Below are 24,640 nucleotides of genomic sequence, written 5' to 3' on the forward strand. Positions count from 1 at the left end.
GCGCCCGATTTTGCGTTCGCGGAGAGTTTGCTAAAGTAGTACCGCGCTGATCGCCTCCGGGTGGTCGGATGATCCTCGATAGCTCAATTGGCAGAGCAATCGGCTGTTAACCGGTAGGTTCTTGGTTCGAGTCCAAGTCGGGGAGCGAAGGGTCCGGGACTCCACTCTCGGGCCCTTTTTTCGTGCCCGCGAGCGGTCGCCCTCGAGGGCCCACCCGCTCGGACCGACGATCGGAGGCGCGATGCGCGAGGACGTGCTCGCTCTCCTGTGCCGCCGCCCCGACGTCGAGGCGCCGGATCTCGTCGCCGTCGACGCCAGTGACCGCCTGCTGCTCGACCTCGCCGCCGATCGCGGCCGCCTCGCCGTGATCGGGGACGCCTACGGGGCACTGAGCCTCGGCCTCGCCGCCGACGGCCGTGCCGTACGCGTCGTGCAGGACTCGATCACCGCCGAGCGCGCTCTCTCGCAGAACCTCGAGACGGTGCGGGGGTCGGGCGTCGATCTCGCGCCGATCGAGATCGTCGACTCCGTCGCGGAGGCCGTCCGCGACGCCGACGCGGTGCTCCTGCGCCTGCCGCGCTCGCTCGACGCCCTGGCCGCCGTCGCGGCCGGGACCGCACTCGCGAACCCGGCGGCGACCCTGATCGGCGCCGGCCGCATCAAGCACATGACCCGCACGATGAACGACGTGCTCGCCGTGCGCTACGAGCGGATCGACGTCTCCCTCGCCCGGCAGAAGTCGCGCGCCCTTCTCGCGAGCGGCGCGCTCCCCGACCAGCCGCCCGCGCCAGGGCCCGAGCGGCGCCGTCTGGACGAGCTCGACCTCGAGGTCGTCGCACTGCCGGGAGCCTTCGCAGGTGCACGACTGGACCTCGGCACCCGCGCCCTCCTCGCCGCCCTCGATCTCGACTCCCTCCCCGCGGGCACCGCACTCGACCTCGGCTGCGGAACCGGCGTGCTCGCCGCCGTGGTGGCTAGGGCCCGCCCCGACCTCGCCGTGATCGCGACGGACACCTCGCGTGCCGCGGTCGAGTCCGCCCGGGCGACCGCGGCGGCCAATGGGCTGGCCGTCCGCGTCCTCCGCGACGACAACGCCTCGACTCTGGAGGCGTCCTCCGTCGACGTCGTGCTCTGCAATCCGCCGTTCCACTCCGACGGAGCCGTCACCGACCTCGTCGCCCGGCGCATGCTGCGCGCGGCCGGCCGCGTGCTGCGCCCCGGAGGCGTGCTGTGGACGGTCTTCAACTCCCACCTCGCGCATCCGGCCGAGCTGCGCCGCGCAGTCGGGCCGACCTCGGTGGTGGCGCGCGACCGCCGCTTCACCGTCACCCGCTCCGTGCGCTCCGACGGCTGAGTCCGGCTCCGCAACCCCCTCCGCGGCCTCAGGTCCGCTGTCCGCGGCGCGGGTACGATCTCTCTCCGGCGCTCCTGTGCCGAACCCGTCCCGTCACCCCGGAGGCCGTCGTGCTCGAAGTCGTCCTCGTCCTCGCCCTGATCGCCCTGGTCGCGGTCGTCGTGCTGTGGCGTCGCGCCGTCGGCGCCGAGCGCCGTGCCGCCGAGAGCCGTGCGGAGGAGGCGGCGCGCGTCGTCCGCCTCGAGCTGGCGGTCGGCGAGCAGGAGGCGAGGCTCCGCATCGTCGGCGAGCTCGAGCAGCTCGCGGTCCGCAGCGCCGCGCACGTCGTCGAGGAGGCCGAGAGCGTCCGGCTCACGATCGACCGCGACCCCGCTGCAGCCGCGCGGTCGGCGCAGCGGGCCGTGCGGGCAGCCGAGGCCTCGCTGGCGCAGCTGCGCCGCATCGCGACCGTCGCCTCCGTCGATCCGGGGGAGCTGCCGCGCACCGGCGGCTCCGTCCCCCTGATCGAGGGCGCCCGCGAGCGAGGCCTGAGCGTCCGCGAGGAGTCGTTCGGCGAGCCGTTCCCGCTGCAGGACGGCGCCGAGGTGGCTGTGTTCCGGGTGCTCGAGTACGCCTTCGACTCGGCGCTGGAGACCGGCGGCGCGGGGACCGAGGTCCGCATCAGCTCCCGATGGACGACCACGGGCCTCAGGGTGGAGGTCGACGACGACCGCGAGCAGCACGGCGCGGCGGAGCAGGACGCCAGCGCTCTCGAGGCGGACCTGCGCTCGCTCACCGAGCGCATCGACAGCCCCGAGCTCGCCGAGCTGCGCGAGCGGGCCGCCCTCTTCGGCGGCGACGTGACCGAGAAGCGGACGCCCGGCGTCGGCCGGAGCGTCACCGCCTCGTTCCCCGCGATCCGCCACCACAACGGCGTGCACGGGGTCGACCTGGCCTGAGTCAGTCCTCGAGGTGCTCCACGCCGGGCAGCCACGAGACGCCGGGGCCGCCCCAGCCGCGCTTGCGGGTGATCTTCGCGACCGGCTTGTGGTAGTCGTGCTCGAGGCGGTCGATGTAGAGCACGCCGTCGAGGTGGTCGAACTCGTGCTGGAACACGCGGGCGAACCAACCGTCCGCGACGATCTCGAACGGCTCCTGCTCGAGGTCGACCGCGCGGAGGATCGCGCGCTCGGAGCGGCGGAGCGGGAAGCGCTCGCCGGGGAAGGAGAGGCACCCCTCCGACTCCGTGTCCTCGTCCGCCTCGCCGAGCGGGGTCGGCGTGACGAACAGCTCGGGGTTGATCGCGACGCCGCGGCGGGGGGTGCCGTCGTCGTCGGCGTAGTCGTAGACGAACAGGCGCAGCGGGACGCCGACCTGCGGGCCGGCGAGGCCGACTCCGGGGGCGGTGTCCATCGTCTCGAACATGTCGGCGACGAGGGTGCGCAGCGCATCGTCGAACTCGGTGACGGGGGCGGCGGGGGAGTGCAGGACGGGGTCGCCGGCGATGCGGATGGGGAGGACGGCCATGGGGGACAGGGTACCGCGGGGCCGTCGACCGGGTCCGCGAGGATCATCCGCTGGGCTCAGCCCCTCACCCGTGCGTCGGAGGACTCCCGGAGGCGTTCTGGGTAGGGTCGACCCCATGCCCGCCGATCTCGCCGAACTCCTCAACGACCCGGCGAAGTTCATCGGCATCCCGATCGCTCTCGTGGGCGCGGTGTTCCTCTCCCTCGGCGCGCAGTTCCAGCACCGGGGAGTGGCGAAGGTGGAGCGGTTCTCGAAGCGCTCCGGCTCCTCCGGGCTCAGCGGCGGCCAGCTGGTCGCGCTGCTCTCGCGCCCCTCGTGGGTGATCGGCACCCTGCTCCTGGGTCTCGCGATCGTCTTCCAGCTGACGAGCCTCGGCTTCTCCCCGCTCATCGTGGTGCAGCCGCTCGGAGCGGTGGCGCTCGTGATCACCGCGGTCGTCAACGCGCGGGTCAGCCGGGTGCGACTGAACGCGGCGTCGATCCGGGCGATCGTGCTCTGCGTCGGAGGCGTCGGCACGTTCGTCCTCGTGGCGGCGTTCAACGCGGTCGACAAGTCCATCCAGACGCCCGAGCTCATCACGATCCTCGTGATCCTCGCCGTGGTGCTCACGGTCTTCGTCATCGCCTTCCGCATCTTCCGCCGCGGAGCGAAGGCGATCTTCTACATCGTGGGCGCCGGAGTGGTCTACGGCTTCGTCGCGACTCTCGCGAAGGTCGTGCTCAACCGCATCAAGTACGGCGAGTTCGACCCGCTGACGGTGGTCTGCATCGTGGCGCTCCTGGCCGCGACCGCGCTCGGCGGGTACTTCGTGCAGAACGCCTACTCCTCCGGCCCGCCGGACCTCGTCGTCGCGGGCCTCACCGTCATCGACCCGCTGGTCGCCGTCGCGATCGGCATCGTCGTGCTCGGGGAGGCGCAGTACGCGGCCCCGTGGGCGATCCCGCTCTTCATCGCGGCCGGTGCCGTCGCCATCTACGGCGTCTTCCTCCTCGCCAAGCACCACCCGCAGGCGCGCTGACGGCGCGGGATCCCGAGTGGTGAGGACTCCTCTGCCTACAATGGCTCCGCGCCGAGAGCCACGAAACCGACCGACCTCCGCCGATCGCTCCCTTCTCTCCCCGAGCGGCACGACACCGATAGGACCTCCCGTGTCAGATCCCCGCGACGCGTCCCGACCGGGATCGCCCGACTCCCGACCGCTGACGGTCGTGATCGGCTGCGACACCTTCGCTCCCGACGTGAACGGAGCCGCGAAGTTCGCCGAGCGCCTCGCCGCCGGTCTCGCGCAGCGCGGCCACGAGGTCCACGTCGTCGCCCCCTCGGCCGACGGCTGGAGCGGCACCCGGGTCGAGACGCACGAGGGTCAGCGGATCATCGTGCACCGGCTCTACAGCTGGCGCTGGTACCCGCACGACTGGCTGCGCTTCGCGATGCCGTGGCGCATCCGGCAGAACAGCGCGCGCATCCTCGACGAGGTGAAGCCCGACGTCGTGCACTTCCAGTCGCACATCATCGTCGGCCGCGGCCTCGGGATCGAGGCGGCCAAGCGCGGCATCCGCATCGTCGGCACGAACCACTTCATGCCCGAGAACATGCTCGAGTTCACCCTCCTGCCGAAGGCCGTGCAGGCCAAGGCCGTGGCGATGGCGTGGCGGGCCGCGCGCCGCACCTTCGGCCGGGCGGAGGCGGTCACCACGCCGACCCGCAAGGCCGCGCAGTTCCTCGAGAAGTACACGGGCCTCCGGGGCGTCCACGCCATCTCCTGCGGCATCGACGCCGACAACTACACGCCCGACTTCACGGCGCGCGCCGGCGACTCGATCCTCTTCGTCGGCCGCGTGACCGGCGAGAAGCACATCGACGTCCTGCTCCGCGCCGTCGCCCTGCTCGATCCGGCGCTCGACGCGAAGCTCGAGATCGTCGGCGGCGGCGACCAGATGCGCAACCTCCAGCAGCTCGCCGCGACCCTCGGCATCGCCGACCGCGTGCGCTTCACCGGCTACGTCTCGGACGCCGAGCTCAAGGAGGCGTACACGCGCGCCACCGTGTTCGCCATGCCGTCCATCGCCGAGCTGCAGAGCATCGCGACGATGGAGGCGATGGCCTCGGCCCTCCCCGTCGTCGCCGCCGACGCGATGGCCCTCCCGCACCTCGTCCACGACGGCGAGAACGGCTACCTTTTCGCGCCGGGCAGCGCCGAGGCCCTCGCCGACCGCCTCACCGCCGTGCTCACGGCCGACCAGGAGGACCTCGAGGCGATGAAGCGCGCCTCCCTCCAAATCGTCGCCGCGCACGACATCAACCGCACGATCAGCACCTTCGAGAGCCTGTATCGTGGGGAGCCGGTGGCCGATCCGGCCTCCGACGCAGCGTCCGCACCCGCCGCCACCTGACGGCCGCTCGGACGGCCGCCGCGGGGCGTTAGCTCAGCCGGTCAGAGCAGCGGACTCATAATCCGTCGGTCACGGGTTCAAGTCCCGTACGCCCTACTCCGCTCCACCCGCGGTGGTTCCTCCTCTCCAGCGCCGGGTCGGGCCTCCACCTGATGTCGTTCTCGTCGGAGCGGACGGTCCGGCCCCGTCAGGCCGACGGGCCGTGCCTCAGGACGGCGCCGACGCGGTCCTCGCCGGCACGCCGACCGCGGACGAGTCGGATGCGACGTCGCGGACAACGACGGCGCCGGCTCCGACCCGCACACGGTCGCCGACGGTCACGTCCCCGACGATCGTCGCGCGGGCGCCGATGTAGACGTCGTCGCCGATCACGGGCGTCCGACCCTTCGACTCGCCGATGGTGACGCCTTGGTAGATGAACGCGTTCCTTCCGATCACCGTGCGCGGGTGCAGGATCACGCCGCGGCCCCAGTGGGGGAGACGCAGGCCGGGCCCGACCGGAGCGGCCGGCGGCAGCTCGGCTCCGAGGATCATGCGGGTCCAGACGAGATCGACCAGGCGGTAGACGAGGTGGAGGGGGAGCCGGGTCCTCCGAGAGCTCGAGTACTGCCCGAGCCGGAGGACGAGGACGGTGAGCCGGTCGGAGGCGTGGCCCTTGGCGGCCAGGTCCGCGCGGACGACGGCGCGGAGGTCAGCGAGATCCATGCTCCCAGTCTGAGTGGGAGCCTCGAGGGTGAGGCCGGGCCGTCGGAGATCGTCCGGGGCGTGGCGAGCATCCGCGAGCGGACGACACGGTGGCGCGATGCGCTAGCACGTCCCGACGCGCCGCGCCCGTACTGGCCGCTCTCCGCTCGACGTGATTGCCTGAACCCGTGCCTGATCTTCCGATGTTCCCGCTCGGCTCCGTGCTCCTGCCGCACATGCCGCTCCCGCTCCGGCTGTTCGAGCCGCGGTACCTGCGGATGCTCGGCGACGTCCTCGAGGACGAGACCCTCGCGTTCGGCGTCGTGCTCATCGAGCGCGGCCAGGAGGTGGGCGGCGGCGACCAGCGGTTCGCGGTCGGCGCCCGCGCGCGCATCCTGAACATCGACGGGGCGGAGTCGTTCGTCACGCTCGACTCCGTGGGCGAGGAGCGCTTCGAGGTCGTCCGCTGGTACGAGGACGACCCGTACCCACGCGCCGAGGTCCGCCTGCTGCCCGATCTGGAGTGGGACGAGAAGCACGCCCCCGCGCTGGCTGCGGCGGAGTCGGCGGTCCGCACGGCACTGGCGGTCGCGAGCGAGTTCGTCGAGCAGCGCTACGGCGCGGTCGTCGAGCTCGCCGAGGATCCGGCCGCGCACGCCTGGCAGCTCGCCGGCGTCGCACCGGTCACCGAGCTCGACCGCCTCGCGTTCCTCCGCAGCTCCACCATGGAGGAGCTGCTGGAGTCGGTCCGGGAGCGCTCCGCCGAGGCGACCGAGTCGTTCCGCGCCGGCTGGGCCTGAGCCCCGTCCCGGCGTCCCACGACGAGCCCGTCAGTCCTCGAGGCTGACGCCGCGCTCCTCCGCCAGCTTGACCAGGTCGTCGACGACCACGAGCGCCATCCGCACCGAGCGGTCGCGGCGGTACTCCTCGTCGTCCGGGTCGATCCGCGAGGTGCGGTCGAGGGTCTCCTCGATCGACTGGGCGAGCTCGCGCCACGCGTCCTGACGGGCGTCGTCGACGAGCGTCGCGAGGTACTCCTCGTCCTGCGCACGCCTGTGGAGGGAGTCGGCGACCAGGAGCGAGAGCCGCTCGCGGTGGTCGAGGTTGTCGACGTCGGCCGAGCGGTAGTCGTGCACGTGGTCGGAGCGGCCGCCCACCGAGGTCACGTCGGCGGCGATGCCGCGCAGGCGCTCGGCGGCTGCCTCGGACTCGCGCGCCAGCTTCTCGAGCTCCTCCGCGGCGACGACGGAGTAGCGGCCCGAGTCGAAGGGGACGTCAGCACCGAGGCCGTCCATCAGCACACGGTTCTTCACGGCCATCCGGCTCGCGTACTGCGCGAGCATCAGGCCCTCCTCGGCGGCCTCCTCGACGGAGGCGGGCTCGCGCGACGGGTTCTCATCGGGGTCGTACGGCTCCATCTTGAACCTGCGTCGACGCCGGAACCACACGTGCGTCACCTACATCCCGGAGCAGGCGCCCCGCCCGCCGGAGCACCTCTTCGAGAGTACCCGGCGGGCGGGCGCCGTGGTCGGCGGCTCAGGCCTCGCGCCAGTCGTCCTGCCGGAGGTGGGAGCCGGCCTGCGGCCCCATCTGCAGCATCCCGCCGTCCACGACGTACGAGGATCCGGTGATGTAGGAGGCGGCGGGAGAGGCCAGGAAGGCGACCACCGCCGCGATCTCGCGGGCGTCGCCGGGGCGGCCGAGGGGGATGCCGGGGCGGTCGATCGTGACGGGGTCCACGTCCTCGGCGTCGTTCATCGGCGTGGCGATCTCTCCGGGGGCGACGGCGTTGACGGTGATGCCGAGGGAGCCGAGCTCGAGTGCGGCGACCTTCAGCAGGCCGCCCAGCCCGTGCTTGGCGGCGGTGTAGGCGACGGAGCCGACCCGCGGCTGGTGTTCGTGGACGCTGGTGACCGCGATGATCCTGCCGCCCGTGCCCTGGGGCGCCATGCGCCGCGCGGCGCGCTGAAGGCAGACGAACGCTCCGTCGAGGTTCAGGGCGACGGTCGAGCGCCAGCTGTCGAGGCTCTGCTCGAGGAAGGGCTCGCCTCCGCCTCCGCCCGCATTGCTGACGGCGACGTCGAGCCCGCCCAGTCGATCCGCGAGATCGTCGATCACGTCGCCCGCGCCCTCCAGATCCGTCGTGTCGAGGCGCGCGATCTCGGCGCGCCGGCCGAGGGAGCGCACCTCCTCCGCCGTGCCCTGCGCGCCCTCCTCGTCGCTGTGCCAGGTGATGCCGACGTCCATGCCCGCCTCGGCCAGTGCCACCGCGGTCGCCCGGCCGATGCCGGAGTCAGAGGCGGTCACCAGTGCACGGGTGGGCCGGAAGTCTCGAGGTCCCTGGGTCATGTCGTCTCCTGTCTCGATCGGGCCGCCGATCCGGCGGACACGGGTCGATCCCATCAGGGGATCCGACGCGCTCGGGAGCCGGTTGACAGGTCCGGGCTCGCGCGAGACGCGTGGCGGTGTCCCCGCTGAGCGCCCCGATCGCGTTGACTGGGCGGATGGATCACCGGCGCATCTCGGTCGTCGTCCCCGTGAAGGACGACGCCCGCCACCTCGAGCAGCTGCTCGAGCTCCTCCGCGAGCAGACGCTCGCTCCGTTCGAGATCGTCGTCGTCGACGACGGGAGCACCGACGACAGCGCCGCCGTCGCGCGGGCGGCGGGCGCGCGGGTGGTGCGGCACGACGGAGCCGGGATCCCGGCGAGCACGGCGCACGGCTTCGACGAGGCGCACGGCGACGTCCTCGCACGGCTCGACGCCGACTCCCGCCCGGGACCCGACTGGCTGGCGCGCCTGGCCGGCCACTTCGCCGACCCCGAGGTCGGAGCGGTGACCGGTCCCGGACGCTTCGACGAGCTCGGCCCGATCGCCCGGGTGATCGCGCGGGTCGCCTACATGGACGCCTACTTCGTGCTGATGGGGTCGGCGCTGGCCAACTGGCCGCTCTTCGGCTCCAACTGCGCCGTCCGCCGGTCGGCGTGGGAGGAGATCGCGGAGGAGATGCACCGGCACGACGCCTACGTGCACGACGACGTCGAGATCAGCGTGCACCTGGGACTCCGGCACCGGATCGTGCTCGACCGCCACCTCGAGGTCGGCATCTCGGCCCGCCCCTTCGGCGCCTTCGCCGACATGCTCCGCCGGTTCGACCGCGCTCTGCACACGCTGGCGCGGCACCCCGGGATGGGGTCGTCCCTGCAGCGCTGGACGCACCGGGTGCGCCGCACCCACCGCGACCGCCTGCGAGCGACGGCCGCGGCGCGCCGCTCCGGCTGACGACGAGAACCGACGGCGCCGCCTGACGGCTAGGGCTGGGCCGCGTCCGGCCGGGCCGCGTCGGGCTCGGCCTCCGCCGCCCGATCCTCTCCGGGCGCGGTGCGCCCCTCCTTCGGCATCGCCCAGACCGCGGCGAGCATGCCCACGGCGAGGACCGTGAGCGCGATGCAGACGAAGCGGGTGCCCTCGGCGAGGTCCGCCGGTGCGGGGACGCCGCCGCCCGCCTTCGCGTTCACGATCGCGCCGAACACGGCCACGGCGACGGCGCTGCCGATGTTGCGGGCGAAGAAGTTGGTCGAGGAGACCACTCCGCGCTCGTTCCAGTCGACGCTCGACTGCGCCCGGATCAGCGTCGGAGTCGCCACGAGCCCCATGCCGGCGCCGATCAGCACGCAGAAGCCGGCGATCTCCCACAGCGTCGAGGAGGCGCCGAGCAGGATGGTCAGCGCCGTGCCGATCACGACGAGCCCCGCTCCGAGGAAGCCCGTGTTGCGGAAGCCGATGCGCAGGTAGAGCCGGCCCGACAGGCTCGCCGCGACCGGCCAGCCGAGCGTCATCGCCGCGACGGCGAAGCCCGCGCCGAGGGCGGAGCTGCCGAGCACGCCCTGCGCGAAGGTCGGGAAGTACGAGGTGACGCCGAGCGTGATCGCGCCGACGGTCACCGAGACCAGGCTGGTCGAGATCAGCACGCGCCGCGTGAGGACCCAGAGGGGGAGCACCGGGGCGGCAGCTCGCCGCTCGATCGCGACGAAGCCGGCGAACGCGAGGGCCGAGACGACGAACACGCCGACTCCGGCGGGGGAGAGCCACGGCCAGGCGCTGCCGCCCTCGAGCAGCCCGAGGATGAGCAGCGCGGTGCCCACGGCGAGCACGGAGGCGCCCGCCACGTCGATCCGCTGCTTCTCGCCCCGCGTGGTCTCGCGGAAGCTGCGGATCAGGAGGAACGCCGCCAGGAGGCACAGGGGGATGTTGACGAGGAAGATGCCGCGCCAGGCGCCCAGGTCCGAGAGCACGCCGCCGAGGGTCGGCCCGACGACCGAGGAGATGCCCCAGACGCTCGCGAGGTAGCCCTGGGTCTTCGCACGCTCGGCGACCGTGTAGATGTCGCCGGCGATGGTGATGCCCATCGGCTGGATCGCTCCGGCCCCCAGGCCCTGCAGGGCTCGGAACGCGATCAGCGCGGGCATGCTCCAGGCGAGGCCGCACAGGAGCGAGCCGACCAGGAACAGGGCGATGCCGATCAGCATGATGGGCTTGCGCCCGATCACGTCGGCGAGCTTGCCGTAGAGGGGGACCGAGACGGCCTGGGCCAGCAGGTAGATCGAGAACAGCCAGGGGAACTGCTCGAAGCCCCCCAGGTCGGCGACGATGGACGGCACGGCCGTCGAGAGGATCGTGGCGTCGAGGGCGACCAGAGCGGTCGAGATCATCAGGGACAGCAGGATCGGGCCGCGCTCCGAGCGCAGTCCGACACTCGCGCGGGTGGGGGCGTCGGTCACTCTGCCCAGGCTATTCCACAGCCGGGGGATGGAAGCGGGGAGGAGAGGATCCGCTCCGGGGCTCGGTAGACTGGTGGCATGGAACTCGTTCTCTGGCTCGTCGTGTCCGCCATCGCCGGTGTCGGCCTCGTCTCCGGAGTCGCGGCTCTCATCGCCATGACGCGGGCGCCCTGGTCGGCCGACAAGTAGCCGCCCGGCCGGCCTCGCGCCGGCACTACTCGTAGATCCGCACCACGCTCCACTGCGGCTCCGTCGACGCGACCACGTCGAGCACGAACGCGCCGCCGGTCGCGAGGTCCGTCGCCTGGAAGCGCCAGCCGCCGATGCTCACCGGTGTGCGCCCGAACGTCGGCGGGAACCCCTCGAGGGGCGCCCACCACTCGCTCGTGCAGGTCCACACCGTCGGCCGGTCGGTCACCCGGTAGCTCCCGCCCCGCCACTCGAGCGCGATCGGCACTCCCTCGCCGTCGGTCGAGACCAGCGCCGTCTCGTCGATCACCGCCATCGTCGTGCTCCCGTTCACTCGCCGGACCCGGTTGGCCGTTCGAACATGTGTTCGATAGTCTGCGAGTGTACGCCGCGGCGCTCGTGCTCGCCACGGCCGCGGATCGACCGGTGGGAGGCGCGATGATCGAGTGGAGTCCGCTCCAGATGCTGCGCAGCAGCGGGCAGGACGAGTGGGTGATGGTCGACGCCCTGCGCACCGGCCGGATCGGCCTGGTGCGCCGCATCGAGACCGGCCCGTACCGCGAGACCTGGTTCCGCGCGGTGACCTGGGCGGCGGAGCCGGAGAGGCGGACGCTCGTGGGCTACTCCCGCTCGATGGACACCATCGCGGCCGCCCTGTGGGCCCATCAGCCGCCGACAGCGCAGGAGAAGCCCTTCCCCGGCTACCCGCCCTCGCGGCCGTCGCCGTGACTCCTTCAGCGAGAGGGGGCCCGGCCGTCCCCGCGACGGCGGCCTCCGTGTCCGCCACGGGGGAGAATGGCCCGATGCTCCTCGCACTCGTCGGCGGCCCCACGGGGGCGTGGCGGGCGGTCGACCCCGTCGGCGGCGCCGAGGCCGGGAGCGGCAGGGGCCCGGTCGAGCTGGCGGCGTTCGTCCGGAAGCGGGAGCCGGAGCGCCCGCGCTGGGTCTGGGACGACACCGCGCGCTGGTACCCCGCACTGCTGTCGGCCGGCGTGGTCGTCTCCCGGTGCCACGACCTCCGGCTGGCCCGCGCGATCCTCCGCCGCTCGGTCTCCGCCGCCGCATCGGCTCTCGCGCGCTCGCCCCTCGACCCGTGGGACGCGGGAGCCGCGGCCCCCGCCGCGCAGGACACGCTGATCGGGTTCGAGGAGGCGGCGGGCGGCTCCGACGAGCTCGACCCCGTCCTCGAGCTGGCCCGGCAGGAGGAGGCGCTCTCCGGCGCCGCCGAGGCCGGCCGGCTCCGCCTGCTGCTCGCCGCCGAGTCCGTCGGCGCCCTGATCGCTCGCGAGATCGCCCACGCGGGGCTGCCGTGGCGCGCCGATGTGCACGACCGGGTGCTCACCGGGATGCTCGGCCCCCGCCCGCTCTTCGGCGGCCGCCCGGCCCTGCTGGAGACGCTGGCCGTCCGTCTGCGCGACGAGCTCGGCGCGCCCGAGCTCAATCCCGACTCGCCGGCCGAGCTCCTCAAGGCGCTGCGGCGCGCGGGGCTGCCGGTCGAGTCGACGCGCTCCTGGGAGCTGCAGTCCCTCGAGCACCCCGCGGTGCCGCCCCTCCTAAAGTACAAGAAGCTCTCCCGGCTGCTCACCGCCAACGGCTGGGCCTGGCTCGACACGTGGGTGCGCGACGGACGGTTCCGGCCGGAGTACGTGGTGGGCGGCGTCGTCACCGGCCGCTGGGCGACCTCGGGCGGAGGGGCGCTGCAGCTGCCGCGGCAGATCCGCGCCGCGGTCACCGCGGATCCGGGCTGGAGCCTCGTGGTCGCGGATGCCGCGCAGCTCGAGCCGCGCATCCTCGCCGCGCTCTCGGGCGACTCGGCCATGGCCGCCGCCGGGCGGGGCCGCGACCTCTACCAGGGCATCGTCGACGCCGGAGTGGTCCCCGACCGGCCGAGGGCGAAGGTCGCGATGCTGGGGGCGATGTACGGGGCGACGAGCGGGGAGGCCGGGCGGCTGCTCCCGAGGCTCGCCCGTGCCTACCCGCGCTCGGTCGCGCACGTCGAGGCGGCGGCTCGGGCGGGGGAGCGCGGCGAGAGCGTCTCGACGTGGCTCGGGCGCAGCTCGCCTCCCGGACCCGAGGGGCTCTCGGCGGATGCGGCGCGAGCGCGCGAGTGGGGACGCTTCACCCGCAACTTCGTGGTGCAGGGCACCGCGGCCGAGTGGGCGCTCTGCTGGATGGGCGAGCTGCGGGCGCGACTGCGCGCCGAGGGCGGCGCGGTCGGCCGGGCGCACCTCGTCTACTTCCTGCACGACGAGGTGATCGTGCACGCTCCCGCCGACGTCGGCGAGCGGGTCGCCGCGATCGTCCGCGAGGCGGCGGTGCGCGCCGGACGCTCGCTCTTCGGAGAGGGCGAGGTCGACTTCCCGGTCACCGTCGCCGTCGTCGACTCCTACGACCAGGCGAAGTGAGACGCGGGATCAGTACCAGTGCGGCGAGCGGTTGTTCCAGCTCGACCATGCGTTGCAGGGCGAGCCGTAGGCGCTCTTGATGTACGAGAGACCCCAGTCGACCTGCGTCGCCGCGTTCGTCTGGTAGTCGGCTCCCGAGTTGGCCATCTTGCTCGCCGGGAGGGCCTGCGGGATGCCGTAGGCGCCGGAGGAGCGGTTCAGCGCGTTCCAGCGCCACCCCGACTCGCCGTTCCACAGCGGGATGAGGCACCGGTCGACCTGGTCGGCGCCCCAGCCGAAGCGGCCGACAGCGGTGCGGGCGTAGGCCTGGGCCTGCGCGGGGGAGAGGCCGTCCGTGCGTCCGGCGTAGGTGCCGAGGGCGGCGATGGTCTTGGCGGAGCTGTTGCGCGCGCCGGTCGGGTCGTCGTCGCCGAGCTCGACCGGGCCGCCTCCTCCGCCGCCTCCGCCTCCGCTGTTGGAGGGCGCTGCCGGAGCGGCGGCCGCGGCGGGAGCCGACGCGGCGCGCTGGCGGGCGGCCTCGGCCTCGGCGGCGAGGCGGGAGAGGCGCTGCTGCTCCTCGAAAGCCGACTTCGCGTCCTGGCCGTCGGCGTACTCCCGCTCGATCTCGGCGGTGGTGTTCTTGAGTGAGGCGAGCTGGGTGTAGAGCTCCTGGCTGTACTTCTCCTGGTCGGCGACCTTGGCGTCGGCCTCGGCCTGAGCAGAGCGGGCGACCGAGAGCGCGTCGGCCGCGGCGGTGGCGAGGGAGACGCGCTCGCCCCGGGCCTGCTCGGCCTGAGCGGCGAGGGAGACGGCCTGGTTCTCGGTCGACTGCGCCGCGGTCTGGAGCCGGCTGGTCTGCTGGGTGAGCTGCGTCATGGTGCCGAGGCGGTAGAGCAGCTCGCTCGACTCGTCGCCGCCGATGAGGAGGTTGAGCGTCGCATCGGTCCCGCCGTTGCGGTAGAGCTGCGCGGCGAGACGGCCGGCCTGCTCCTTCGCTGCGTCGGCGTCCGAGCGGGCGGCGGAGGCGCGCTCCTCCAGGGCGCTCACGCGCTGGGTCGCCTCGTCGAGAGCGCTCTGCGCGGCGTCCGCCTCGGCGGCCCGGCTGATGGCGGCGTCGGTGAGGGCGGCGGCCTGGTCGCGCAGGTCGGCGAGGAAGGCGGTGATGCGGTCGACCTCGGCGGCGGTGGCGCTCTCGCTCGACTTCGCGGCCTCGACATCGGACCACGAGGGGTAGTCGGACGGGTCGTAGGCGGCGGACGCGGAGAGCGGGGCGGCGAGGGCGGCGCACAGGACGAGGACCGTGCCCGCTCCGGCGGCGACGAGGCGCCGGCGCGCCCGGGAGGGGACGCGGAGACCGAGGGGGGTGCGGGACATGCGAACCACCCTAGGCGACGGCACCCGCGCCTGTCTCGTCCTAGCTCGAGGCTCGACGGCCCCGACGGGGACGCTCGAGAGCGTATCCGCGGACGCCCCGTCCCGGCCCGTCGCCCGTGAGCTCGTCGCGGGCCGCCTCGAGGAGGCGCCTCAGGGCCTCCTCCCGCACGCCGGCGGCGGTCGCGGCGAGGCGGCGCTGCGGGTGCGCGTCCTCCTCTTCCGCCTGCTCGTCGGCGGTGGCGGGCAGCGAGCTCTCGTACGCGTCGAGGACGGCGGCGAGGTCGGCGCCGGACAGGCTCGACGCCAGCAGCACGCGGTCGAGGACGTCGTCCCAGTCCTCCTCCGGGGACGCTCCGTCACCCGTCAGCCAGGCGGCCGCCTCCGCGCGGCCCTCGCGGGTGAGCGCGTGCAGGGGGAGGCCGTCGTCGGTGGACCCGGCCGAGACGACGAGGCCCCGCTCGCGCAGGCGCTCGAGCGTCGAGTAGATCTGGCCGACGTTGACCCGGGGCCGGTGCGCGGCACGGTCGAGGAGCTCGGCGTGCAGCTGGAGGCCGTAGGCGGGGCCGAGCGTGAGCAGGGCGAGCAGGCCGTCGCGGACGGACACGGTGCTCCTCCCGGCGGGCGTCTGGCGGTGTGCGGCGTCCGGCGGCGCGGACGACCCGAGTATAGGCAGGAGCCGCCCACGGCCGGTCGAGCAGGCGCGGCGAGCCGCCTTGACGGAGGTCCGCCGCTCCTGCATGATCGGGCGTGGTGGCACGTCCACCGTCATAATCGAAGAAGGCGCACCGCAGAGTGTTCCGTGGTCCGGGTCGTTGGGGAAGACGCACCGGGACGAACGGAGGACACCATGGTGGCGCAGCAGACTCGGGGTGTGCTCTTCGTGCACTCCGCCCCCCGCGCGCTCTGCCCCCACCTCGAGTGGGGGACAGGTCGCGCTCTTGGTCGTGCCGTGAACTTCGCCTGGATCGAGCAGCCCGTGCTCCGCAGCACCCTGCGCGCCGAGTTCGCCTGGGAGGGCCCGGTCGGAACCGGTGCCGTCATCGCGTCCGCTCTCCGCGGCTGGGCCGATGTCCGCTACGAGGTCACCGAGGAGCCCTCGCCCGGCGTCGACGGCGGCCGCTGGATGCACACGCCCGAGCTCGGAATCTTCTACGCCCAGACCGACAGCGCGGGCAACACCGTCGTGCCCGAGGACCGCATCCGCTCCGCCATGGAGCTCGCCGGCGCCGACCCCATCGAGCTGCACCGCGAGTTGCGCCTCGCCCTCGGCCAGGCCTGGGAGGACGAGCTCGAGCCCTTCCGCTACGGCGGCGACTTCGCGCCCGTCGTCTGGATGCACGGGGTCGGCTGAGTTCATTCGACGCCGCTCCTCGCGCGGCGTCGCGCAGTCGGCTCGGGCGGGTGGTCGGGTTCCTTGGAGCGGCCGGCGGCCGGCGACGCCGATCCGCTGGCACGCGGATCGGCGGATACGCCTCGCGGGGGCCGCTCGCTCCCGCCTCCCTGAACCAGGCGGCCAGCGGACCCTCGTTCCGGCAGAGGTCCGCCTCGAAGTCGCGTCGTCGCCTCACGGTTGCCGCTCGCTGGCACGTCGACCAGACGGTCGGCGGAGCACCGCGTTCCGGCGGAGGGCGTCGGAAAGCTCGTGGAGCCGCCCGCGCCTCTGTCGCGCACGACACCGACGGCCCGAGTAATGGCGAGTCGCACGCTCCCCACGAGCGCAGCCGCCCTGATCCGAGCATCCGACCCGGGTCGCGGCGAAGCCCGCGCTCCCCTCGAGCACAGCTGCTTGAACCGAAGCTTTCTACCCGAGCCGCGGCGAAGCCCGCGCTCCCCACCAGCACGGCGTGCTCACCAGCCCGCACCAGACGGCGGCGCAGATCCCTCGCGGCACGAGGCGTATCCGGGGATCCGCGTTCCAGCGGATCACCGTCGCCGCACCGCACCGGCCCTCGGAAACCCCGCCCCCCCTCCCCAGCGGACGCGCCTGCGCCGCGCAAGGAGCGGCGCAGCCCGCTTTCCGGACGGTGGAGCGGGGCTACGCCCCGCTACACCGTCCGGAAAGCGGCAACAGCATTGTGCCCCCCGAACCCGAACGAGTTCGAGATGGCGACCAGCGGTCCGTCGCCGAGGGCGCGGGGGCTGGTGACGACGTCGAGGGGGATCTGGGGGTCCTGCTCGAAGAGGTTGATGGTGGGGGGTGCGGTGCGCTCGTGGAGGGCGAGCACGGTGAAGATGGCCTCGAGCGCGCCGGTGCCGCCGAGGAGGTGGCCGGTGGACGCCTTGGTCGCGGAGACGGCGATGTTCGGGAGGTGGTCGCCGAAGACGCGCAGCAGGGCGCGGTACTCGGCGATGTCGCCGACCGGGGTGCTCGTCGCGTGGGCGTTGACGTGGGTGACGTCGGTGAGCGCGGCTCCGGCCTGCTCGAGGGCGCCGATCATGGCACGGGCGGCGGCGGAGCCCTCGGGGTCCGGCGCCGTGATGTGGTACGAGTCGCTGGTGACGGCGCCGCCGGCGAGCTCCGCGTAGATGCGGGCTCCGCGGGCGAGGGCGTGCTCCTCGGTCTCGAGGATGAGCGTCGCGGCGCCCTCTCCGAGGACGAAGCCGTCGCGGGAGACGTCGTAGGGGCGTGAGGCGGTCGCCGGGTCGTCGTTGCGGCGCGAGAGGGCCTGCATCGACGCGAAGGCGGCGATCGGGAGCGGGTGGACGACCGACTCCGTGCCGCCGGCGACGACCACGTCGGCGAGGCCGAGCTGCATGTGCTCGTAGGCGTTCGCGAGGGCCTCGGTGCTGGAGGCGCAGGCCGACACGTCGGTGCGGGCGTAGGCGCGGGAGGGGATGGCCATGCTGATGGCGGCGGCGGCCGCGTTGGGCATGAGCATCGGGATGGTCATCGGGAGGACCCGGCGGGGACCGCGCTCGCGGAGGGTGTCCCACGCGTCGACGAGGGTCCAGAGGCCGCCGATGCCGGTCGAGTAGTCGACGCCCACGCGGAGCGGGTCGACGTCGGTGATGCCGGAGTCGGCCCAGGCCTCGCGGGCCGAGATGAGCGCGAACTGGCTGGAGGGGTCGAGGCGCTTCGCCTCGGGGCGGGAGAGCACCTCCTCCGGGCGGACCTTGGCCTGGGCGGCGAAGGTGACCGGGATGTCGTACTGGGCGACCCAGTCCTGCTCGAGGGAGCGGACGCCTGATTCGCCGGCGAGGAGTGCGTTCCAGGACTCCCGGGCGGTCCCGCCGAGGGGAGTGCTGGCACCGATTCCGGTGACGACGATCTTCTTGGTCATGACGAGCTTCTCTGTTCCGTGTGGGTGGGTGCCGGGCTCACCCCGGCCGACGATCGCCGGCCGGGGTGTCCGCCACGAGGACGGGGTGCGCGGGCGACGACTACTCGGACGCCTTGACGATGAAGCGGACCGCGTCGCCGACCGTCTTGAGGTTCTTGACCTCGTCGTCGGGGATCTTCACGTCGAACTTCTCCTCGGCGTTGACGACGATGGTCATCATCGAGATGGAGTCGATGTCGAGGTCGTCGGTGAACGACTTGTCCATCTCGACGGAGTCGGTGGCGATGCCCGTCTCGTCGTTGACAAGCTCGGCCAGGCCGGCGAGGACTTCTTCGTTGGACAGTGCCATGGTTCTCTCCTTGGGGGTTCTTCGGGTGTTCGTCAGTGACCGTAGGTCAGTTTAGGGGTGGGGTCGCGCCGGTCACGGGAGCACCACGACCTGCGCGCCGAACACCAGTCCGGCGCCGAAGCCGATCTGCAGCGCGAGTCCGCCGTGCAGCTCCGGGTGCTCCTCGAGCAGGCGGTGGGTGGCGAGCGGGATCGACGCGGCGGAGGTGTTGCCGGTGGTCTCGATGTCGCGGCCGATAGCGACGGTCTCGGGCAGCTTCAGCTGCTTCGCGAGCTCGTCGATGATGCGCATGTTCGCCTGGTGGGGGATGAACGCGGCGAGGTCCTCGGGCTGGACGCCCGCCTCCGCGAGCGCCTGCTTGGCGACCTTAGCCATCTCCCAGACCGCCCAGCGGAAGACCGACGGGCCGTCCTGGCGGAGGGTGGGCCATTCGGCGGTGCCGTCGCGGTAGGCCGCGAGCGGGTTGTCCATGCCGACGGTGTCCCATTTGGAGCCGTCGGATCCCCACACGGTCTTCGAGATGCCGGCGGTGTCGCTGGGGCCGACGACCGCGGCGCCCGCGCCGTCGCCGAGGAGGAAGGAGATGCTGCGGTCGGTCGACTTGACCAGCTCGGACAGCTTCTCGGCTCCGACGACGAGCACGTACTCGGCCAGGCCGGAGCGGATGAAGGAGTCGGCCTGGGCGATGCCGTAGGTGTAGCCGGCGCAGGCGGCCGAGATGTCGTACGCCGGGGCGGGGTTCGCGCCGATGCGGTCCGCGAGGAGCGCGGCCAGCGACGGGGTCTGCACGGTGTTGCTGATCGTGGAGACGAGCACGACGCCGATCTGGTCCGGGCGGATGCCCGCCTTCTCGATCGCCTCGAGGGAGGCGGTGGTCGCGAGGTCGACCGCGTGGATGTCGGCGGAGGCCCGGCGGCGCTCGATGATGCCGGTGCGCTGGCGGATCCACTCGTCGGAGGAGTTGATCGGCTCGATCAGGTCGTCGTTCGGGACGACGAGGTCGCCGCGGGCCGCGCCGATGCCGAGGATCCGGGTGTACGCGCTGCCGCTGGACTGGGTGAGGGAAGGGGTCGTCATGGGGTCTCTCCTGCTAGGCGGCGTGCTCGTCGAGGAAGGCGCGGGCGGCGTCCACGTCGTCGGGGGTCGTGATGGCGATGCTCGGCACGCCCTTGAGGCCGCGCTTGGCGAGGCCGACCAGCGCGCCGGCGGGTGCCAGCTCGATGATCCCGGTGACGCCCGCGTCGGCGAAGGCCGCCATGCAGAGGTCCCAGCGGACGGGGGAGGCGACCTGGCCGACGAGCAGCTCGAGGAACGCGGCACCGGAGTCGACGACCGACCCGTCGCGGTTCGTCCAGAGACGGAGCGTCGGGTCGGTGGGGGTCAGCCCGGCGGCGACGCCGGCGAGGGAGTCGCGGGCGGGCGCCATGTAGCGGGTGTGGAAGGCGCCGGCCACCTGCAGGGGGATCACGCGGGTCCCGCGGAGCGGCTCCGCCTTGAGGGCCTCGAGCGCGTCGACCGCGCCGGCGACGACGATCTGACCGCCGCCGTTGTAGTTGGCCGGCTCGAGGCCGAGCTCGTCGAGACGGGCGATCAGGGCCTGCTCGTCGCCGCCGAGGACCGCGCTCATCGCGGTCGGCTCGGCGGCGGCCGCAGCGGCCATGGCACGGGCGCGCTCGCGGACGAACACCAGCGCGTCGGCCTCGGTGAGGACCCCGGCTCCGGCGGCCGCGGTGATCTCGCCGACGGAGTGGCCGGCGATGCCCGCGATGCGCTCGCGCCGTCCGCCCTCGAGGAGGGCGGCGAGGCTCACGAGTCCCGCGGAGACGATCAGGGGCTGGGCGACCGCGGTGTCGCGGATGGTGTCCGCGTCCGAGACGGTGCCGTGCGCGGCGAGGTCGATGCCGACCGCCTCCGAGTGCGCGGCGACCTGCTCGGCCACGGAGGGGATCTCGAGCCAGGGGGCGAGGAATCCGGGGGTCTGGGAGCCCTGACCCGGGGCGACGACGACGATCACGGTATCCAGTCTTCCGATCTGCGCTCGCACGTGCGGCGCGTGGAGCCACTGACAAAGCACAAAGAGCTTGTCGCGGGTCTACAAGTGTTCAGGGGCGGGAGGGGTTCGGCGAGCAGACGGCCTCAGCGGCGGGACGGCTTCCGGCGGACGGCGCCGTCCGGGTCGCTCATGGAGCCGAGGATGAGGGCGGACTGGAGGATGAGCGCCTCGCGGGCGCCCGTCGCGTCCCAGCCGATCACCTCGGCGACCCGCTTGAGGCGGTAGCGCACCGTGTTCGGGTGCACGAACAGCTCGCGGGCGGTCGCCTCGAGGGAGCGGCCGTTGTCGAGGTAGGCCCACAGCGTGGTCAGCAGCTCGGTCGAGTGCTTCTGCAGGGGCCGGTAGATCTGCGTGATGAGGCTCTGCCGGGCGAGCGGGTCGCCGGCGAGGGCGCGCTCGGGAAGGAGGTCGTCGGCGTTGACCGGTCGCGGCGCGTTCCGCCAGGAGCGGGCGACCGCGAACCCGGCGAGGGCCGCGCGGGCGCTGCGGGACGCCTCGACCAGGGTCGGCACCTCGTGGCCGAGGACGAGGTGGCCCGTCCCGAAGCCGGGCTCGAGCGCCTCCGCGATCTCGAGGAACGCGACCGGCGGACCGGTCTCCTCCGTGGCGTTCTCGCTCGGCTCGGCGCGGCCGATGACCAGGACGAGCCGGCTGCCCTGCACGCCGATCAGCACGTCGGCGTCCATGTGCCGGGCCGTGCGGCGCAGCTGGTCGACGTCGAGCATCTTGGGGGCGGTGCCCACCAGGACGGCGACCTCGCCGTGGCCGTGCCAGCCGAGGGCGGCGATCCGGCTGGGCAGCTCGTCGTCGGCCTCGCCCGTGAGGATCGAGTCGACGACCAGCGCTTCCAGGCGCGCGTCCCAGAGACCTCGGGCCTCGGCGGCGCGCGCGTAGACGTCGGCCGCGGCGAAGGCGATCTCGCGCGAGTAGAGGAGGATCGCCTCGCGGAGGTCCTCCCCGCCGTTCTTGATCCGGTCCTCGACGACCTCGACCGTCACCTTGATCAGCTGCAGCGTCTGCGTCAGCGAGACGGAGCGCAGCAGCTCGCGGGGAGCGGCTCCGAACACGTCCGCCGCGATCCACGGCGTGGCCGACGGGTCGTCGAACCACGAGATGAACGAGGTGATGCCGGCCTGGGCGACGAGGCCGACCGCCGAGCGCCGACCGGGGGGCATGCTGCCGTACCAGGGCAGCGTGTCCTCGAGGCGCTTGATCGTCTGCGTCGAGAGCTCACCGGCGAGGGTGCGCAGCCAGGCGAGGGTCTGCTCCTTCGTGCGGGGAGCGCCCGGCCGGGTGGCCGGACGCTCCGCCGCAGGAGCAGGACCCCGCGCACTCGACGGTGCGGGTTCCTGCGAGAGCACGGACTCGTCCGTCAGCTCTCGCCGCCCGCGTTGCCGGTGGTGCCGGCGTTGACGTCGAGGAGGCGGTACTTCTCGATCGCCTGGACGGCGAGCGAGGGGTCGACCTCGCCGCGCTTGGCGAGCAGCTGCAGCGTCCGCACGACGACCGAGGGGCCGTCGATCTGGAAGTAGCGCCGCGCCGCCGCACGGGTGTCCGAGAAGCCGAAGTCGTCCGCGCCGAGCGTCGCGAAGTCGCCCGGGATGAACTGGCGCAGCTGGTCGGGGACCTGGTGCGAGAAGTCCGAGACGGCGACGAAGGGACCCTTCGCGTCGGCCAGCTTCTGCGTCACGTACGGCACCTGCTCGGCGTCCTCGGGGTGGAGGAAGTTGTGCTGCTCGGCCTTGATGCCGTCGCGGCGCAGCTCGTTCCACGAGGTGACCGACCAGACGTCCGCCGAGACGCCCCAGTCCTCGGCGAGGAGCTTCTGCGCCTCGATCGCCCACGGCACCGCGACGCCCGAGGCGAGGAGCTGGGCCTTCGGCCCGTCCCACTGGCCCCAGGAGATGCGGTGGATGCCGCGGACGATGCCCTCGACGTCGACGTCCTCCGGCTCCTTCGGCTGCACGATCGGCTCGTTGTAGACCGTGATGTAGTACATGACGTTCGGGTCGGTGTGCTTCCCGCCGTACATGCGCTCGAGACCGGACTGCACGATGTGCGCGATCTCGTACCCGTAGGCCGGGTCGTAGCTCACGACGGCGGGGTTGGTCGCCGCGAGGATCGGGGAGTGCCCGTCCGCGTGCTGGAGGCCCTCGCCGGTCAGCGTGGTGCGTCCCGCGGTGGCGCCGATCATGAAGCCGCGCGACATCATGTCGCCGGCCGCCCAGATCGCGTCGCCCGTGCGCTGGAACCCGAACATCGAGTAGAAGACGTAGACCGGGATGAGCGGCTCGCCCTGCGTCGAGTACGAGGTGCCGATCGCGGTGAACGCCGCGAGGGCGCCCGCCTCGTTGATGCCGACGTGGAGGATCTGACCCTGCGGGCTCTCCTTGTAGGCCAGGAGGAGCTCGCGGTCGACCGACGTGTAGTGCTGGCCGCGCGGGTTGTAGATCTTCGCGTTCGGGAAGAACGCGTCCATGCCGAAGGTGCGCGCCTCGTCCGGGATGATCGGGACGACGCGGTTGCCGAAGTCCTTCGACCGGAGGATGTCCTTGAGGATGCGGACGAACGCCATGGTGGTGGCGATCTCCTGCGTCCCGGAGCCCTTCTTGCCGACCGCGTACGCCGAGTCCTCGGGGAGGTTCAGCTGCGTGTACTTCGAGCGGCGCTCGGGGAGGTAGCCGCCGAGCGCGCGGCGGCGCTCCTGCAGGTACTCGATCGCCTCGTCGTTCTGACCGGGGTGGTAGTACGGCGGGAGGTAGGGGTTCTCCTCGAGCTGCGCGTCCGTGATCGGGATGCGCATGGTGTCGCGGAACGACTTGAGGTTGTCCAGCGTCATCTTCTTCATCTGGTGGGTCGCGTTGCGGCCCTCGAAGCTGCGGCCGAGACCGTAGCCCTTGATGGTGTGGGCGAGGATGACGGTGGGCTGGCCCTTGTGCTCCGTCGCGGCCTTCATGGCCGCGTAGATCTTGCGGTAGTCGTGGCCGCCGCGGCGCAGGCCCCAGATCTGCTCGTCGGAGTAGCCCTCGACGAGCTTCTTGGCGCGCGGGTCGCGGCCGAAGAAGTTCTCGCGGACGTAGGCGCCGTCCTCCGTCTTGTAGGTCTGGAAGTCGCCGTCGGGCGTCTTGTTCATCAGGTCGAGCAGCGCGCCCTCGGTGTCGCGGGCGAGCAGGTCGTCCCACTCGCGGCCCCAGATGAGCTTGATGACGTTCCAGCCCGCGCCGCGGAAGTACGACTCGAGCTCCTGCACGATCTTGCCGTTGCCGCGGACGGGTCCGTCGAGGCGCTGGAGGTTGCAGTTGACGATGAAGTTCAGGTTGTCGAGGCCGTCGTTCGCGGCGACCTGGAGCTGACCGCGCGACTCGACCTCGTCCATCTCGCCGTCGCCGAGGAACGCCCAGACCTGCTGGTCGGAGGCGTCCTTGATGCCGCGGTTGGTGAGGTACTTGTTCGCCTGCGCCTGGTAGATCGCGTTGATCGGGCCGAGGCCCATCGAGACGGTCGGGAACTGCCAGAACTCCGGCATGAGCCGCGGGTGCGGGTAGCTGGAGAGCCCGCCGCCCCGGTGCGACTTCTCCTGGCGGAATCCGTCGAGCTGGTGCTCGCTCAGGCGTCCCTCGAGGAAGGCGCGCGCGTACGGGCCGGGGGAGGCGTGGCCCTGGATGAAGACCTGGTCGCCGCCGCCCGGGTGGTCCTGACCGCGGAAGAAGTGGTTGAAGCCGACCTCGTACAGCGAGGCGCTCGACGCGTACGTCGAGATGTGGCCGCCGACCCCGATGCCGGGACGCTGCGCGCGGTGCACGAGGATGGCCGCGTTCCAGCGGATCCACGCGCGGTAGCGGCGCTCGACGTCCTCGTCGCCCGGGAAGTCGGGCTCGTTCTCGGGCGCGATGGTGTTGATGTAGTCCGTGGTGGGCACCATCGGCACGCCGAGGTGGAGCTCCTTGGAGCGCTTGAGGAGGCTGAGCATGACGTCGCGCCCGCGACCCCGGCCCCGCTCCTCGACGAGCGCATCGAGCGACTCGTTCCACTCCGACGTTTCCTCGGGGTCCGAGTCCACGTGACCGACGGAATACGGGTCCTGATCGTTAACAGTCACCCTCGACCTCTCTCTGGGGGCAGATCGTGCCCGAGACATCACTCTCATGAAGCGGTGCGGATCCGCGGATCCGGGGCTCGGATGACGAGCCGCGCGCGGGCACCTCCGTCAGCCTAGCGATTCCCGTGCCCCGAACCTGGAATCGCACTGTGGTGATCCACGAGGGATGTGCGCCGACGACTGTAGGAGAGCGC

General features: G+C 72.6%; 23 protein-coding genes and 2 tRNA genes. 11 read left to right on the plus strand and 14 right to left on the minus strand.

Going from position 1 to position 24,640, the window contains the following annotated elements; translation table 11 throughout:
* Window positions 1-72: 72 nt before the first annotated feature.
* The 3 genes from C5C29_RS10210 (at window position 73) to C5C29_RS10220 (ending at window position 2,292) form a co-directional block, all read left to right on the plus strand.
* Window positions 73-145 (plus strand) — tRNA-Asn (locus C5C29_RS10210).
* Between the two features lie 96 nt (window positions 146-241).
* Window positions 242-1,354 carry a class I SAM-dependent methyltransferase gene (locus C5C29_RS10215; protein WP_104308349.1) on the plus strand — a complete coding sequence of 371 codons (1,113 nt, stop codon included), beginning with the start codon at window positions 242-244 and terminating at the stop codon, window positions 1,352-1,354.
* A gap of 110 nt (window positions 1,355-1,464) precedes the next feature.
* Window positions 1,465-2,292, plus strand: coding sequence for a hypothetical protein (locus C5C29_RS10220; protein WP_104308350.1), 828 nt, complete (start codon window positions 1,465-1,467; stop codon window positions 2,290-2,292).
* 1 nt (window position 2,293) lies between these two features.
* On the opposite strand, the gene def is transcribed toward C5C29_RS10220, so the two are convergent.
* Window positions 2,294-2,860, minus strand: a complete 567-nt coding sequence (gene def / locus C5C29_RS10225; protein WP_104223450.1) for a peptide deformylase — start codon at window positions 2,858-2,860, stop codon at window positions 2,294-2,296.
* A gap of 115 nt (window positions 2,861-2,975) precedes the next feature.
* Between def and C5C29_RS10230 the strand changes: the two genes are divergently transcribed.
* The 3 genes from C5C29_RS10230 to C5C29_RS10240 all read left to right on the plus strand — a co-directional run bounded on the left by C5C29_RS10230 (window position 2,976) and on the right by C5C29_RS10240 (window position 5,349).
* On the plus strand, window positions 2,976-3,878 hold the full coding sequence (locus C5C29_RS10230) for a DMT family transporter (RefSeq protein ID WP_104308351.1): 903 nt from the start codon (window positions 2,976-2,978) through the stop codon (window positions 3,876-3,878).
* A 130-nt stretch (window positions 3,879-4,008) separates the two neighbouring features.
* Window positions 4,009-5,253 (plus strand): glycosyltransferase, encoded by a 1,245-nt coding sequence (locus C5C29_RS10235; protein ID WP_258059440.1) that lies wholly within the window; start codon window positions 4,009-4,011, stop codon window positions 5,251-5,253.
* A 22-nt stretch (window positions 5,254-5,275) separates the two neighbouring features.
* A tRNA-Ile gene (locus tag C5C29_RS10240) sits at window positions 5,276-5,349 on the plus strand.
* Between the two features lie 111 nt (window positions 5,350-5,460).
* Here C5C29_RS10240 and C5C29_RS10245 read toward each other — a convergent pair.
* Window positions 5,461-5,958 carry a DapH/DapD/GlmU-related protein gene (locus tag C5C29_RS10245; protein WP_104308352.1) on the minus strand — a complete coding sequence of 166 codons (498 nt, stop codon included), beginning with the start codon at window positions 5,956-5,958 and terminating at the stop codon, window positions 5,461-5,463.
* A 167-nt stretch (window positions 5,959-6,125) separates the two neighbouring features.
* Here C5C29_RS10245 and C5C29_RS10250 point away from each other — a divergent pair, with 167 nt between their 5' ends.
* Window positions 6,126-6,737 (plus strand): LON peptidase substrate-binding domain-containing protein, encoded by a 612-nt coding sequence (locus C5C29_RS10250; protein WP_244229436.1) that lies wholly within the window; start codon window positions 6,126-6,128, stop codon window positions 6,735-6,737.
* A gap of 30 nt (window positions 6,738-6,767) precedes the next feature.
* On the opposite strand, the gene C5C29_RS10255 is transcribed toward C5C29_RS10250, so the two are convergent.
* Window positions 6,768-7,355, minus strand: a complete 588-nt coding sequence (locus C5C29_RS10255) for a hypothetical protein (RefSeq protein WP_104223455.1) — start codon at window positions 7,353-7,355, stop codon at window positions 6,768-6,770.
* A gap of 118 nt (window positions 7,356-7,473) precedes the next feature.
* Window positions 7,474-8,286, minus strand: a complete 813-nt coding sequence (locus C5C29_RS10260; RefSeq protein WP_104308369.1) for an SDR family oxidoreductase — start codon at window positions 8,284-8,286, stop codon at window positions 7,474-7,476.
* A 155-nt stretch (window positions 8,287-8,441) separates the two neighbouring features.
* Between C5C29_RS10260 and C5C29_RS10265 the strand changes: the two genes are divergently transcribed.
* Window positions 8,442-9,218 (plus strand): glycosyltransferase family 2 protein, encoded by a 777-nt coding sequence (locus C5C29_RS10265; RefSeq protein WP_104223456.1) that lies wholly within the window; start codon window positions 8,442-8,444, stop codon window positions 9,216-9,218.
* Window positions 9,219-9,247: 29 nt separating this feature from the next.
* Here the strand turns inward: C5C29_RS10265 and C5C29_RS10270 are convergent, their stop codons facing one another.
* Window positions 9,248-10,648, minus strand: a complete 1,401-nt coding sequence (locus tag C5C29_RS10270; protein ID WP_104263019.1) for an MDR family MFS transporter — start codon at window positions 10,646-10,648, stop codon at window positions 9,248-9,250.
* A 283-nt stretch (window positions 10,649-10,931) separates the two neighbouring features.
* Complete coding sequence (locus C5C29_RS10275) at window positions 10,932-11,240, minus strand: hypothetical protein (protein WP_104226677.1); 309 nt, start codon at window positions 11,238-11,240, stop codon at window positions 10,932-10,934.
* Window positions 11,241-11,287: 47 nt separating this feature from the next.
* Here C5C29_RS10275 and C5C29_RS10280 point away from each other — a divergent pair, with 47 nt between their 5' ends.
* Both C5C29_RS10280 and C5C29_RS10285 read left to right on the plus strand, forming a co-directional pair.
* Window positions 11,288-11,635: a hypothetical protein gene (locus C5C29_RS10280; RefSeq protein ID WP_104223458.1), complete on the plus strand. Its 348-nt coding sequence runs from the start codon at window positions 11,288-11,290 to the stop codon at window positions 11,633-11,635.
* 74 nt (window positions 11,636-11,709) lie between these two features.
* Window positions 11,710-13,311, plus strand: a complete 1,602-nt coding sequence (locus C5C29_RS10285) for a bifunctional 3'-5' exonuclease/DNA polymerase (protein ID WP_104308353.1) — start codon at window positions 11,710-11,712, stop codon at window positions 13,309-13,311.
* 9 nt (window positions 13,312-13,320) lie between these two features.
* Here the strand turns inward: C5C29_RS10285 and C5C29_RS10290 are convergent, their stop codons facing one another.
* Both C5C29_RS10290 and C5C29_RS10295 read right to left on the minus strand, forming a co-directional pair.
* The gene (locus tag C5C29_RS10290; RefSeq protein WP_258063522.1) at window positions 13,321-14,664 is read right to left on the minus strand and encodes a hypothetical protein; all 1,344 of its coding nucleotides are present in this window, start codon (window positions 14,662-14,664) and stop codon (window positions 13,321-13,323) included.
* Between the two features lie 40 nt (window positions 14,665-14,704).
* Entirely contained in the window at window positions 14,705-15,268 is a 564-nt protein-coding gene (locus C5C29_RS10295; RefSeq protein WP_181128815.1) for a PadR family transcriptional regulator, read from the minus strand.
* Between the two features lie 243 nt (window positions 15,269-15,511).
* On the opposite strand from C5C29_RS10295, the gene C5C29_RS10300 reads away from it, so the two are divergent.
* Complete coding sequence (locus C5C29_RS10300) at window positions 15,512-16,015, plus strand: DUF3145 domain-containing protein (protein WP_104226674.1); 504 nt, start codon at window positions 15,512-15,514, stop codon at window positions 16,013-16,015.
* 694 nt (window positions 16,016-16,709) lie between these two features.
* Here the strand turns inward: C5C29_RS10300 and C5C29_RS10305 are convergent.
* The 6 genes from C5C29_RS10305 to aceE all read right to left on the minus strand — a co-directional run bounded on the left by C5C29_RS10305 (window position 16,710) and on the right by aceE (window position 24,446).
* Window positions 16,710-17,945, minus strand: coding sequence for a beta-ketoacyl synthase (locus C5C29_RS10305; RefSeq protein ID WP_104226673.1), 1,236 nt, complete (start codon window positions 17,943-17,945; stop codon window positions 16,710-16,712).
* Window positions 17,946-18,045: 100 nt separating this feature from the next.
* On the minus strand, window positions 18,046-18,294 hold the full coding sequence (locus C5C29_RS10310; protein WP_104223463.1) for an acyl carrier protein: 249 nt from the start codon (window positions 18,292-18,294) through the stop codon (window positions 18,046-18,048).
* 72 nt (window positions 18,295-18,366) lie between these two features.
* Window positions 18,367-19,371: a beta-ketoacyl-ACP synthase III gene (locus C5C29_RS10315; RefSeq protein ID WP_104223464.1), complete on the minus strand. Its 1,005-nt coding sequence runs from the start codon at window positions 19,369-19,371 to the stop codon at window positions 18,367-18,369.
* Window positions 19,372-19,384: 13 nt separating this feature from the next.
* The gene (locus C5C29_RS10320; protein ID WP_104308355.1) at window positions 19,385-20,308 is read right to left on the minus strand and encodes an ACP S-malonyltransferase; all 924 of its coding nucleotides are present in this window, start codon (window positions 20,306-20,308) and stop codon (window positions 19,385-19,387) included.
* 122 nt (window positions 20,309-20,430) lie between these two features.
* Window positions 20,431-21,597, minus strand: coding sequence for a CdaR family transcriptional regulator (locus C5C29_RS10325; RefSeq protein WP_181027189.1), 1,167 nt, complete (start codon window positions 21,595-21,597; stop codon window positions 20,431-20,433).
* Between the two features lie 122 nt (window positions 21,598-21,719).
* Window positions 21,720-24,446: a pyruvate dehydrogenase (acetyl-transferring), homodimeric type gene (gene aceE / locus C5C29_RS10330; RefSeq protein WP_104247522.1), complete on the minus strand. Its 2,727-nt coding sequence runs from the start codon at window positions 24,444-24,446 to the stop codon at window positions 21,720-21,722.
* Between the last annotated feature and the right edge of the window lie 194 nt (window positions 24,447-24,640).

This window comes from Rathayibacter sp. AY1H2, from assembly GCF_002931985.1.
Classification (GTDB): Bacteria; Actinomycetota; Actinomycetes; order Actinomycetales; family Microbacteriaceae; genus Rathayibacter.